This is a genomic window from Gemmatimonadota bacterium, assembly GCA_026705765.1.
Classification (GTDB): Bacteria; Latescibacterota; UBA2968; order UBA2968; family UBA2968; genus VXRD01.
On sequence record JAPPAB010000147.1, the window covers coordinates 1 to 13,978 of the forward strand.

Below are 13,978 nucleotides of genomic sequence, written 5' to 3' on the forward strand. Positions count from 1 at the left end.
AGACAAACAATCGCCACAGATTGGGCTGGTCGCTCGGGCAAACGCATCCCGCGCAGCCGGGGACGACGCTACGGACGACGCGGGCGCAATAGCAATTATCGCTCGGGAACTTCTGCACGGACCGGCGCGTAATTCCATGTCTGACGGTTACTCCAAGATTTTACGGGATCATTTTGAAAATCCCAGAAATGTCGGCGCATTGGACACGCCCGATGCGGTTGGATTTGCAGAAAATCCCGCTTCGGGGGCAACCCTATCCCTGCATCTTGCCATCAAAGACGGCGCTATCGATCGCGCGCGCTTCCGCGCACAGGGATGTGCTGCAACCATTGCTTCGGGATCTGTGCTCACGGAATGGATGGTTGGCAAAACGCCTGTTCAGGCGTGCAAAATCGCTCGTGCCGATATCGAAACCGCGCTTGGCGGCTTGCCCCCCACGCGAAAACACGCCGCGGATCTGGCGGTAGATGCGGTTCACAACGCACTTGGCAAACTGGCTCGTCAGACCTGAGAATCACGGGGCAGGGCATTGTTGTGTCCTGCCCTCTATTTTTGGAGTGCTTGCATGACCCATCGGATTAAGAACGCGGCGCGGCGTTTGGGATTTGATCCCGTGGGGATTGCATCCGTAGATCCCCCGCAACACTGGGCATTTTATCAAAAGTGGTTGGGAATGGGCTACGCGGGGGAAATGGGGTATCTGGCACGCAACCTGGACCGGCGGTCAGATATTCGCCAGATCCTTCCAGACGCCAAATCAGTACTGTGTGTGGGGCTTAATTATCAGCCTCGCTTCGATGGATCTGATAATGGCGGTGCGCCCAAAGGGCAGATTGGCCGCTATGCGCGTGGCGATGACTACCACACCGTCATGAAAGACCGCTTGCTACAACTCCTATCTGAAATTCAGCAAATCGAACCCTCTGCTGAAGGACGAGTCTATGTCGATACCGGACCTATTCTGGAGCGCGATTTCGCCGCTCGAGCCGGGCTGGGCTGGTTTGGAAAACACACTTGCTTGATTGACAAAGGCCGCGGATCCTATTTTTTTTTAGGCGAGATTATTCTGAATCTCGATCTCGAGATCGATCGACCGCAACCCGATCACTGCGGCACTTGTACGCAGTGCCTGGATGCGTGTCCAACAGATGCTATTCCAGAACCTTATGTCGTGGATTCGCGTCGGTGTATTTCCTATTTGACCATTGAATTGAAAGGCGCTATTCCGCGGGATTTGAGATCGGATATGGGCAACTGGGTCTTTGGGTGTGATATCTGTCAGGAAGTATGTCCCTGGAACATCAAACACGCAAAACCAACCTCTGAGAATGCTTTTCAAGCGCGCGAGGGCTTAAATGCGCCCGCGCTGACCGACTTGCTCCACATGGATCAAGAGGCTTTTTCAAAGCGATTCAAAAACAGCCCGATCAAACGCGCCAAACGGCGTGGATTATTGCGAAATGTTGCCGTAGCACTGGGCAATGTGGGAAGCAAATCTGAAGTTCCCGCCCTGGCAAATGCCCTGCAAGATGACGAACCACTCGTGCGACAACACGCGGCCTGGGCACTGGGCAAAATTGGGGGCGAGCGAGCGAGACGGGCACTTGATAAAGCACTGTTGTATGAACGCGATGCAGAAGTAATCGAAGAGATTCGTTTGGCAAAAAAAAAATAAAAAGGAAACGAAAGTGAGCGCATTGCTCGATATCGAATTAGACGGTCGCGCCGTACAAACCGAGCCCGATATACCTGTCGCGCCTATGTCTGGGCAAAAGGTTTTTATCGAGACGTACGGTTGCCAGATGAATGTATCAGATACAGAATTGATGCAGGGCATTTTGAAGCAATCGGGCTATACCTCTGCCCATCGTCCAGAAGATGCCGATGTCATTGTGCTGAACACCTGCGCGATACGCGAACACGCCGAAGAGCGAATAAGGGGCAGGTTGGGGCAATTGCGCAAGCTGAAGTATCGGCGTCCAGATCTGATTATGGGGGTATCAGGGTGCATGGCCAAGCACGTTTCAGAATCCCTGATGAACGACGCGCCCTACGTCGATCTCGTCGTGGGGCCAGATTCGTATCGGCGGCTGCCCGAACTCATTGCCGAAGCGCGTGGCGATTCAGCTCTGGATGTGCGTTTGGATCGCGGCGAATACTATATGGACATCGACCCCTTGCGCGAAGAGGGCAGCAATGCCTGGATCACCATTATGCGCGGATGCGATAAGTTTTGCACATTCTGCATCGTGCCCTACGTGCGCGGCAGAGAGCGCAGTGTACCGGCACGCGAAATTGTCAGACAGGCTCGTGCTGCTGCCGATGCGGGTTTTCGAGAAGTCACCTTATTGGGCCAAACCGTCAATTCTTATCGCGATGGCACCTGCGATTTTGCCGATTTACTTTCGATGATTGCGCGCATAGAAGGCATTGACCGCATTCGCTTTACCTCGCCCCATCCGAGTGATTTCTCTGCAAAATTTATTGAAATAATGGCACGGGAAAAGAAAATTTGCCGCTTTATTCATCTACCCGTGCAGTCGGGGTCAAACCGCGTTCTAAAAGCGATGGAGCGCAGCTATACGGTCGAAGATTATCTCGCCCTGGTCGATGATTTGCGCAGCGCAATGCCAGATCTGTGTTTGAGTACAGATATTATCGCTGGCTTTTCCGGCGAAACCCAAACCGACTTTGAAGCTACGCTGGCATTAATGGCGCAGGTGCGTTATGATTCCGCATTTATGTTTAAGTACTCAGCTCGAAAAGGCACAGTCGCTTTCCGCGAGATGCCCGATACGGTATCAGAAGAAGAAAAGGTACAAAGGCTCGAAACCATTATAGCACAACAAAATCGCATTTCCGAAGAAATCAATGCCACATATATTGGTCGCACACTCGAGGTTTTGGTACAGGGAAACGCCCGCAAAGGCGAGGATTTCGCCGTGGGAAAATCCGATGGTTTTAAGACGGTCGTATTTCCCCGTGAGGGCGTCGCAGACAACGCGCTGACCAATGTCGAGATCACCCAAACGACTTTGCGCACACTGACCGGACGGAGGGTGTAATGAATGGCCTGATGGACATTGAAACACCTCCCGTGCGCCGAAGGCGACTACCCGAATGGTTTCGCGTACCAGCCCCGGGTAGCGAGGGATACCGCGCATTGAAAAACTTGATGCGAGGGTTAAATCTCCACACAGTATGCGAAAGTGCGCGCTGTCCCAATATCGGCGAATGCTGGAACTCGGGCACGGCGACATTTATGATTTTGGGAGATGTGTGTACGCGGAGTTGTGGATTTTGTGCGGTAAAAACCGGGCGTCCAGAGGGCCTTGATACCGAAGAACCCGAACGGGTCGCCCAAGCCGTGCAGACAATGGAATTGCGGCATGCGGTGGTCACATCGGTCAACCGCGATGAGCTCCCAGATGGGGGAGCGCGCATTTTTGCCGAAACGATATATGCGATTCGGCGATTGTGCCAACACACAAAAGTCGAAGTCTTAATCCCGGATTTTCAGGGCAATTGGCGGGCATTGCGCGTGGTCATAGAAGCAGCACCCGATATCTTGAACCACAATGTCGAAACCGTGCCTCGCCTGTATAAAACCATGCGTCCCCAGGCAAAATACGACAGGTCGCTGGCACTTTTGAAACAGGCCAAAGCAATGGGACGCGATATGCCCACAAAATCGGGTATTATGGTCGGCGCGGGCGAAACCGTATTAGAGGTGCGTCAGACGATAAGAGATATCGCAGATTGCAAAACAGATATTCTCACAATAGGCCAATATCTACAACCGTCTGCCCAACACGTTCCTGTGGCGCGCTTTTACCATCCCGATGAATTTATGGATCTCAAACAATTCGCGCTCACGCTGGGTTTTCGGCATGTCGAATCTGGCCCACTGGTGCGCAGTTCCTACCACGCTGCAGATCAAGTGGCACGATAAGGCTTGTTTCCATTTTCTCAACTTTTTATACTGTTCTTACACTACCAGCCGGGGAATTGTGGTATATAACACCTGGAGGATCGTCATGCGTCTCATAAAATGGTATGTTGCGATAGTCGCCACCTGTTTCTGGACAACGGCATACGGGCAAGAAGATGCGCCAATATATCGGGATATGCCTTTGCGCTCAAAGGGCGAATTGCGCGTTTTTGCCGAAACCGCTGCATTTCGGGGACCTCAAAATCTCACGCGTCTGGAAGTCTATACATTAATCGATGCGCGACAATTGCAGTTTGTCCCTGAAGATGGCAAATACGTGTCCCAAATTGACTTTGAGCTTTCTCTGCAAGATACCGCGGGAAATCCCACAGTACGAGAGTTGTGGACACGGAATGTTTCGGTGGCAAATATCCGAGAATTAAAACAAAATGGCGCGCTGGTGCGCGATATTATCGCCGTCGATATCGCACCGGGGCCCTACAAAATAACGCTGACAGCCGAAGATATTTACGGAGATATTTCAGGCATCTGTGAAGGAAATATGCGCGTGCGCCGTTTTGAGGGCCCTGAGTTAGTCGTAAGCGATGTGGTATTCGCTTCGGAACTAAAAAAAGCCGAATCTGCCGGGCGCTTTGTCAAAAATGGATGGCACGTCGTGCCCAATACAACGCGGTTTTTCCGCGTGGGGAAACCGATACAGATCTACTTTGAGGTTTACAACTTCAAGGTCATGCCAAACAATCCCAATGATTCATTTGTCCTGGGATACAGTTTGCTCGACACCGCTGATGTCGTTGTCAAATCGTATCCGGCAAAGCGATTGATCAAGCCCGGTGAAAGCGTGGTAAAAACAGAAACCCTGGAAACAGAAGGACTATCTGGCGGCGCGTACGATTTGCAAATTGAGTTATTTGACCGCAGCACGCGCGAACATGTGCGGCACAAACGCAAAGTCTTTCTCATTTCAGATGAAAATGAAAATCCACAATTGACAGAGGCGCAACAGGAACAATTGCGATATTTTCAAACCATTCACCACATTGCGTCTGAAAAAGATCTCTCTATGTACGAGTCTTTGCCATCACAGGATTCAAAAATGAAATTCCTCCGGACATTTTGGAAAAAACTGGATCCGACGCCAAAGACGCCCTTAAATGAACGGCTTCGAGACCATATAAATCGCATGAAATACTCCGATGATACGTTTACATCGCAGCCGGGCAAGCGGGGATCTGAGACGGACAAAGGACGTGTTTATATCAAATACGGACCGCCCAGCGAGCGCGACTATACCACATCGGCTGCGATAGGAAAAGCCATAGATACCTGGACTTACGAAAAGTCGGGGCGATATATTTTTATATTTTTCGATCGCCGCGGAACCGGTGTTTACGAACTGGTACACTCGACCATGTCAGGTGAACTCTACAATCCCAATTGGCAAGACACAGCATTCTAAAGGATATTGATGGATCCTCGATTTACATTTGAAAAAGGCACGGGCATTTTTACGGGCAATGAATTGATCGTCAAGGGTTGCCTCGAAGGCGGCATGGGGTTGATGACGGGATATCCCGGATCACCCGTGGCAGAAGTATTTGATGCAGCAGAGCGCATCCGCGAGTTGTTGGTGGAAAAAGGCGTAATGGTGCAAATTGCCAACAACGAAGCCCTGGGAGCAGCGCGTCTCAATGGGGCGCAGATGGAATCTATTCGCGCCATCGCAGTCATGAAAAGCGTGGGCGCGCACGTCGCTTCAGACGCGTTGGCACTGGGCAATATGGCCGGAACAGGTGAAGGCGCTGCTGCGGTTGCTGTATTTGGCGATGATACGTGGTCTGAGGGCACGCAAGTGCCTGCTGATTCTCGTTTTATTGCCAAACACCTGTATATGCCCATATTCGAACCCAGCACCTTTCAGGAAATGAAAGACTGGATCAAAGTCGCCTTTGAGTTATCGGAAAAAACCCGGCTTTATATCGCCTACCTCGTGACATCCAATCAGGCAGATGGCGGGGGCACGGTCGAAGTACACGCAAACCAGTTTCCCGAAAAAACATTTAACCATCCCATCCGCCTGGATCCACAAACGATTTCCCCAGATGATCGCGTGATTATCCCACCACATACAGTGATAAAAGAAAAGGAGGTCCTCGAGCAGCGTTTTCCCAGGCTGCTCACCCTCGCAAAAGAATACGGCCTGAATCGAATTTTATATCGGCCAGACTCTGGCAAGAAGCGGATCGGCTTTGTCACCAGCAGTTTGGCCTATTGTTATTTGGAACACGCGCTCAACATGGTCGGGTTGGGGAGCAGTATTCCCATTTTAAAATACGGTATTACGTATCCTATCGATTCGGAAATTTTGCGCGAATTTGCAGATCTGGTCGATGAAATTTACGTGGTGGAAGAAAAACGCGGTTTTTTGGAAGAACAAATTGGCGCCGCTTTGCAAAACATGTATCAAGCCGACAAAACAAAGGCATTTCGGATATGGGGCAAGCGCTTCCCCAATGGATCCGGTTTCCCCGACAGTTGTGGCCTGAATCCGAGTATCACGCTCAATGCGCTGGCTCCAGTGTTGAAATCGCTCGACGACCCCACAGTCCCCGTAGATCCCGACCGCATTGATGCCGTTGTCGCCTTGATGGCTCAGACAGAAACATTTGACCTGAGCGCATCGGTTCGCACACCCTCGTTTTGCCCGGGCTGCCCGCACCGGGATTCTGCCAGTGTGCTGGACAAAATGATCGACGATTTTCAAGATGGCGATTACATGCAGCGCAAGCACAGCACAGATCCGATGGATCTGATTTTTCACGGAGATATCGGATGTTATTCCCTGTTGAAATACGAGCCATTTAACCGGCTGATGCACAATTTGTCGGGAATGGGACTCGGCGGCGGCACGGGTGCGGGTATCGATCCTTTTATCGACAACAAACAACTCGTATTCATGGGCGACTCGACATTTTTCCACAGTGGAATGGCAGCGATCTCCGATTCGATTAAACACGGGCAAGATATTACCTATGTCATTTTAGACAATAAGACCACTGCAATGACGGGGCATCAGCCCACGCCGGGGGTAGATATCGACCTGATGGGACGCCCGACCTTTGCTCAGGATATTGAACAGGTCGTACGCGGTTTAGGAGGCGGTACAAACGGCCCGGTGATGGTCGCCCGCATGAATCCGGCAAACAGGGAGGCGTATCGCGATATCCTGGAACAGGCGCTTCTAAAAGACGGCGTCAAAATTGTCATTGCCGACAAAGAGTGCGGCATCACGTATCACCGTCGCGTGCGCGCAGAACAAATCCAGGCCATTCGGGAGAAGGGATATCTCTCGGAAGAAACCCACATCAACATCACCCCAGAAGTCTGCGAATATTGTCTGGAATGCACGCAAGCAACCGGATGCAGCGGCTTGACAGTCGAAGAAACCCTCCACGGCTCAAAAGTCGCGACCGATCTGTCTTTATGCGTTGCCGATGGCGCGTGTACAAAAGTCGAAGTTGCCAACGGCGATAAAACGTGTCCCTCGTTTGAACGCCTGATTATTCACCGATCACGCGCGCCCGAAGTGCAAACCGAATCAATCGATCTATCGAATATTCCCGAACCCGAATGCCGCGAATTTGATACGGCCTGGTACGCTTATGTGGCTGGCGTAGGCGGCATGGGCATCAACACCATTTCTGCGATCATCGCCGTTGCAGGTGCCAAGCAGGGATATACCGTGCGATTTACCAACAAAAAGGGACTGGCTATTCGCAACGGCGGCGTGTATTCGCACGTCAGCTTTACCAAAGACGAACGGGTAATTTCGCAATTGACGCCCTATGGGCATGCAGACTTGCTGTTGGGATTGGATATTCTGGAAGCAGTGCGCGGGTTAGATCCGAATGGAACCGGTCGTGTGGGCAGTCCACAGCGCACCACAGCCGTTGTGGAAACTGGCAAGCGCGAGACCATTTTGTCGATGATTGGACGAGATGATTTTGATACAGACCATCTGGAGGATATGTTGCGGCGTTATACCAATCCCGACACGTATTTCGGGATGGACCTCGGCGAAATCTCCGAACGATACCTGGGCAACAAAATCTATGCCAATAGCATCTTGCTGGGCGCCGCATTTCAACGAGGGGCACTACCCCTCACGCTGGAAAATATCCGGTGGGCGATGAAACAAAATATCAAATCGAATGAACTCGAAGCCAATCTCAAAGCATTTGAGATGGGGCGCAAAGCCGCGTTGGATCCCGATGCATTTTTCAAACCCAAACTCGTAACCACATACAGGGGCCTCATTGACGACAAAGTGGAAATTCTGGCCAAAACGCGGGGTGAAAAATTGGCCAAGACCTATCGCATCCTCTCAGAGACAGTTGCAGGCTGGTCACTTTCTGACGCGACAAAATTGCAATTTGCCCTCGGCGTTTACGACCTCATTCAATGGGGCGGCATCGAACACGCACAGTCTTATATCGTCCGCGTAAAAAGAATTTACGACCGCGATAATGTCCAATATCGGTATCGCGCAACAGATGCCGTGGTGCGCTTTCTCGCTCGCGTAATGGCCTATAAAGATGAAATCTATGTGGCTCATCTATTGACAAGCGAAGAAAAATATCGCCGGGATCGCGCGCGTTACGATGTCGATCCCAATCGCGGCGATCAGATTTCTTACAGGCATCTAACCCGGCCGCATTTCACCGTCCTGGGACTGGACATCAGATTCGATATTCAAACCCGTGACTGGATGCTCAATATTATGAAACGGGCGCGCTTTTTACGCAGGCTTCCGGCCTGGCACCGCGAAGAAAAAGACTATCGAGACTGGTATATCGATCTGGTAGATAATTTTGATTTTGACAATACAGAGCGATACGATACTTATGTGAAAGTCCTGCGCCTGCCCGACGACGTACGGGGCTACCGCGAAGTGATCTGGCCCAAGATGGCCGCTGCCAGAAAAATGGCGAACTACTGGCTCAATGGCAAAGGCACACCCCCCAAACTCGACCGCGAGGTCCTCGATATTGAGCCTGTGGTCGAAAACGCTTAGCCTATCTACCAACCGCCAGCCTCTAACGCAAAATGAGAATTACTTGAAACAAACGCTTTGATTGGTTATATTCCGCACTCGCAATTTTCTGAACAGAACGCATACAAGGAGGATGTATTTTGAGCACCAATGACTGGAGAACACACAACGAATCGGGCAGCAATCGCGTAGTCGTAACCAAAGAATTGCCAGGCGACCGCTGGCTTGAGATTCTCACGGCTGCTGATTGCCGCGTAGAGATTGGCACATCAACGGAAATTTTGAGTGTCGAAGAAATCGCAGACAAAATCGGCGATCAATGCGATGGCGTAATCGGACAATTGACAGAAAAGTGGGGTGAGGAACTATTCACCGCCCTCAAGAATGCCGGAGGCAAAGCGTATTCCAACTATGCCGTGGGATACAATAATGTGGATGTTGGCGTAGCGACAAAATACGGCATACCAGTGGGCAACACCCCGGGCGTATTGACCGAGACCACCGCGGAAATGGCCATCTCCCTCACCTTTTCAGCAGCGCGCCGGGTAATCGAAGCCGATGCCTTTATGCGCGCCGAAAAATATCACGGCTGGTTGCCCACACTTTATTTGGGCGAATTGATGACCGGGAAAACAGTCGGCGTAATCGGCGCTGGCCGCATCGGCTGTGCGTATGCCAAAATGATGTCCGAAGGGTTCAAGATGAACGTGGTTTATTTTGACCCGTATCCCAATGAATATATGGAAAATTACATCGCGGCTTATGGCGAATTCTTAAAATCTCAGGGTGATGAACCCGTAACCTGCCAGCGCCTGGACTCGGTTGAAGACGTATTGCGGGTTGCAGACGTGGTCAGCTTACATCCGCTATTAGATGACACCACCTTCCACCTGATGAATACCGAGCGTCTTTCATTGATGAAAGACAATGCCATTTTGATCAACGCCAGCCGCGGCCCGGTCATCGACGAAGTCGCACTGGTCGCACACTGCCAAACCCATCCCGATTTCAAAGTCGGCCTCGATGTGTTTGAAGACGAACCCCTGATGAAACCCGGACTTAAAGAGTTGCCCAATGTGGTCATTGTACCGCATATTGCATCGGCGACAATATGGACCCGTTCGGGAATGGCCATCCTGGCGGCCTCGAATGTGGCTGGTGTTTTGAATGGCTATGGCGCGTGGCAAGATCCGGACGATGTGTTGCCCTTCCTCGGCGACAATCCGCCACAGGCAGCCCCCAGTATTGTCAATGCAAGTGAAGTCGGGCTTCCCGCTTATGCATGACAAACACTGATATTCATCCAAAACGAGTCGGTTGCCCTATGTGATCGACTCGTTTTTTTGTGGAATTTTATATGGCTATTGGAGACAGCAGGCGATTTTCAATCGCCCCCATGATGGATTGTACAGATCGGCACGAGCGGTATTTTTTGCGCCTGATCACCAAACGGGTTTTGCTATACACCGAAATGGTTGCCACCGGTGCAATCATACACGGTGACCGCACGCGTTTATTGGGGTTTGACCCGATTGAACATCCCATAGCCCTACAATTGGGCGGAAGCGACCCCGCCGACCTCGCACTGTGCGCCAGAGTGGGTGAAGACTGGGGATATGATGAGATCAATCTGAATGTGGGATGCCCCAGCGACCGCGTGCAATCAGGGCTTTTTGGGGCGTATTTGATGAAAGAACCCGAACGGGTGCGCGATGGTGTAAGCGCAATGCGCGACGCGGTGAATATTCCCGTAACCGTGAAAACGCGAATTGGCGTTGACAACCGCGATTCTTACGAAGAACTGGTGCATTTTGTCCAGACCGTTGCCGAATCGGGATGCCGTATCTTTGCATTCCACGCCCGCAAAGCCTGGCTTCAGGGCCTGAGTCCCAAAGAAAACAGAGAAATTCCCCCATTATCTTACGACATAGTCTATCGCATCAAACGCGACTTTCCAGATCTGAACGTCGTGATCAACGGGGGAATTACATCGCTCGACGAAGCCGCCGCACATCTGGCGCATGTCGATGGCGTGATGGTCGGAAGGGAAGCCTATTCAAACCCCTATTTTTTATCCGATGCCGACCACCGATTCTTCGGCGAAGCACACCCAATTCCTTCCCGGCACGAAATTCTGCACGCGTATCTGCCCTATGTCTCCGACCAGCTCGAACGCGGTACGCGATTGCACCATATAGCGCGACATCTCATAGGGCTATTTGCCGGCGTACCGGGTGCAAAAACTTGGCGGCGATACATCAGCGAAAACGCATACAAAAAAGATGCGGGCATCGAAGTATTAGAAGCTGCGGGCGAACTGGTTGACTCACCCGAGCACATTTACTCCTTAGCTTCGAGTTGATCCACCAGGCGGATGGAGTGGATAACATCTCGCAGGTCGTTGTGAGGCACCTCGTTGTTATTGATACAATCGACAAAATGCTGGTGCATCGTCAAAACACCCTCGTAACTGGCGACATCATCCTCTTCTACGCCATCGACTTCCCATCCCCCCAGGGTACGCACCTGATTGTCTTCGTGAATCTCGATCTCCTGGGGAATCTTCATATAACACCCAATACCCACGCCGTGCAGTTCAGAACGCAACACGCGCCCACCAGAAGCGCGATTGCCATGAATGGTGCCCACCGCGTCATTCTCAAAACGTATGAGAGCCGTGTAATTATTATAGCTCTCTCCACCAAATTTATCCTGATAGGCGGACACTTCCACGGGTTCGCTCCCGGCCATATAGCGCGTGAGATCGACAATATGGCAGACGTCATTCCACAGAGTAGAGGTAAATTCATTACCATCGCCACCGAGCATTTGTTTGTTGAATGTCGTGACAATGGATGAAACGGGACCCTTTTCTGCTACGACACGCATGGCCTCGCGCGTAACCGCTGTATAGCGCCGCTGAAACCCAACCATAGCGAACACATTATTGGACACCGCCGCCTCGAGCAATTGCTCGGTCTCTTCGAGATTCGCACCAGGTGGCTTTTCAATAAAAATGTGTTTGCCCGCATTCATACAATCAATAGCCGTCTGTAAAATCCATTTTTCATTCATAACGCAATAAATGACATCGAGATCGGCTTCATCGAGCATCTTCTTGTGATCTGTATATACTTGCGGAAACTCGTATTTTTTTGCAACCTGATCCAGGCGCTCTTCATCGAGTTCGCAAACCGCGCACATCTCGACATCTTGCTCCAGGCGATGGACATTTGGATAATGCGCGCCCTGACTGCGACCCCCAGCTCCAATAAATCCGGCTTTTAACATGTGACCTCCAAAAGAAGTTAATAAATTAAGAAGTGAGACGTATTTATGCTTGCTGTGGGCAACAATGTCAAGTCGATTGTTGAGCGGATGTACGAACACTTTGATATTTTGTCTATTGGAGCTATAATTGTTTGGATCAAAGGAGATCAATCATGGAATTTATCGATGTAGTAGATAAACACGTACAGGAAATATTTGCGCGTTGTACACACAAAAACCGTGCAATGCTGGCAGACGGACTCGACCTGGCAACCGCCCAGCCGCTAATCTGGGAAGGAAACATACTTTCCAACCTCGCGTGTCAGCAAAATTTTTTGCGGACGTTGGACGCATTGGGAACGTTGACCGCGCAGGACAAATACCACAAACGGGCAGATGAATGGATCAGTCGTGCGCTGGAAAAAATTCACGATCCAGAATCCGACCTGTTCTACTGGGGCGGCCATACCAGTTACGATCTCTTAACGGATGCGCCAGTGCTGGGCAATCACGAAATGAAATGCGTCTATCCGCATTATGCGTACCTCTATAAAGTTCATCCCGAACGCATGCGCCGCTTTGTCAAAGCGGTCTGGCACGCGCACATCTGGGATTGGCCCACCCTGCTCTTTAACCGACACGGAATTTACGAAGCGTGGAAAGAAAACTGGGATGTGGAATTTGAAGGAAGCCCATTGCCAATTGTGGAGAATACCGCGCTCTCCTTTGTCAACACGGGAAGCGACTTAATCCTCAGCGGGGCAATACTACACGCACTCTCAGGCGATGAAACGCCTTTGAGATGGGCAAAGCATCTACTCTCGCGATACGATCAAATCCGGCATCCCGAGGCGGGACTGGCGGGGTATCAGTTTAATCACCGCGATCCCTGTCGGGTCCGAGAATCATTCAAACCGCCTTTTAGCGAACGAACAGATGTCAACGAAGTAACAGTTATCACCAATGGTGTGATCCAGGTTCGATACGGACGAGCCGCCGTCACCTTTCTCAATACGGCGAAGATCCTGGGCGATGAAAAGGGCAAAGCATTTCTCGATGTAGTAACCGCGGATTTAGAAGCCCTGGCAACCCACTGTTATAATATCGATGACCACAGCTTTTATCCCGCAATCAATGACGGCACCCGCCTCTATCCAGAAAATAGCAATGAAGGAATCGGCTATTGTCCGCCCACAAAGCTGAGAAAAGTCCCTGCAAATGGACTGATGTTCTTATCTTACGCGCGGGCATACCATCTGACCGGCATTGATCGTTTTCGAGAAATAGCCTTTTCCACAGCCCAGGGGATGGGCTGGGGCGACTTAAACGCGCCTGTGAATTTTGGAACTGGCGGTTCGCCTGCAAGTGATGAAGCGTGGGTAAACAAAGGACAAAACGACGCCTGTGCATTATTCGGTTTACTGGAACTCCACTCGGCAACAGGCGATAACGCGCTATTGCAGTCCGCCACCTCTCTTGGAGAACAATTGCTGCGGCAATATCAGGTGAATGGCCTGATTGTCTCAGATAGTCGGGAAGGCGAAACAAATATTGATACCGCGCTACCACTCGCACTATTGCATCTGGAGGGTGCGATACAGGGGGATCGCACATCGCTGCCCGATTTTTATCCCAACAACACCTATTTCGATCCCAAAATCGTGATTCGCCGCTGGGAAGAAGAAGGTCGATAAATAACAGGA

At 51.1% G+C, this 13,978-nt stretch carries 10 protein-coding genes; 9 read left to right on the forward strand and 1 reads right to left on the reverse strand.

What is annotated here, in order from left to right; translation table 11 throughout:
• Positions 1 to 136 precede the first annotated feature (136 nt).
• From OXH16_18975 to dusA, 8 genes are all read left to right on the forward strand, one after another.
• Positions 137 to 511 (forward strand): iron-sulfur cluster assembly scaffold protein, encoded by a 375-nt coding sequence (locus OXH16_18975; protein MCY3683487.1) that lies wholly within the window; start codon positions 137 to 139, stop codon positions 509 to 511.
• 54 nt (positions 512 to 565) lie between these two features.
• A complete protein-coding gene (queG, locus tag OXH16_18980) occupies positions 566 to 1,675 on the forward strand; it encodes a tRNA epoxyqueuosine(34) reductase QueG (protein MCY3683488.1) in 1,110 nt (369 codons plus the stop codon).
• 13 nt (positions 1,676 to 1,688) lie between these two features.
• Positions 1,689 to 3,065, forward strand: a complete 1,377-nt coding sequence (gene miaB, locus OXH16_18985) for a tRNA (N6-isopentenyl adenosine(37)-C2)-methylthiotransferase MiaB (GenBank protein MCY3683489.1) — start codon at positions 1,689 to 1,691, stop codon at positions 3,063 to 3,065.
• Complete coding sequence (lipA, locus tag OXH16_18990) at positions 3,065 to 3,952, forward strand: lipoyl synthase (GenBank protein MCY3683490.1); 888 nt, start codon at positions 3,065 to 3,067, stop codon at positions 3,950 to 3,952. Before miaB ends, lipA begins: the two co-directional genes overlap by 1 nt.
• A gap of 85 nt (positions 3,953 to 4,037) precedes the next feature.
• Complete coding sequence (locus tag OXH16_18995) at positions 4,038 to 5,411, forward strand: GWxTD domain-containing protein (protein ID MCY3683491.1); 1,374 nt, start codon at positions 4,038 to 4,040, stop codon at positions 5,409 to 5,411.
• A gap of 9 nt (positions 5,412 to 5,420) precedes the next feature.
• The gene (locus OXH16_19000) at positions 5,421 to 9,026 is read left to right on the forward strand and encodes a 2-oxoacid:acceptor oxidoreductase family protein (GenBank protein MCY3683492.1); all 3,606 of its coding nucleotides are present in this window, start codon (positions 5,421 to 5,423) and stop codon (positions 9,024 to 9,026) included.
• Between the two features lie 119 nt (positions 9,027 to 9,145).
• Positions 9,146 to 10,291, forward strand: a complete 1,146-nt coding sequence (locus OXH16_19005) for a D-glycerate dehydrogenase (GenBank protein MCY3683493.1) — start codon at positions 9,146 to 9,148, stop codon at positions 10,289 to 10,291.
• 71 nt (positions 10,292 to 10,362) lie between these two features.
• Positions 10,363 to 11,367, forward strand: a complete 1,005-nt coding sequence (gene dusA / locus OXH16_19010) for a tRNA dihydrouridine(20/20a) synthase DusA (protein ID MCY3683494.1) — start codon at positions 10,363 to 10,365, stop codon at positions 11,365 to 11,367.
• On the opposite strand, the gene OXH16_19015 is transcribed toward dusA, so the two are convergent.
• Entirely contained in the window at positions 11,346 to 12,296 is a 951-nt protein-coding gene (locus tag OXH16_19015; GenBank protein ID MCY3683495.1) for a Gfo/Idh/MocA family oxidoreductase, read from the reverse strand. The genes dusA and OXH16_19015 overlap by 22 nt on opposite strands.
• A gap of 152 nt (positions 12,297 to 12,448) precedes the next feature.
• Here OXH16_19015 and OXH16_19020 point away from each other — a divergent pair, with 152 nt between their 5' ends.
• The gene (locus tag OXH16_19020) at positions 12,449 to 13,969 is read left to right on the forward strand and encodes a hypothetical protein (protein MCY3683496.1); all 1,521 of its coding nucleotides are present in this window, start codon (positions 12,449 to 12,451) and stop codon (positions 13,967 to 13,969) included.
• Positions 13,970 to 13,978 lie beyond the last annotated feature (9 nt).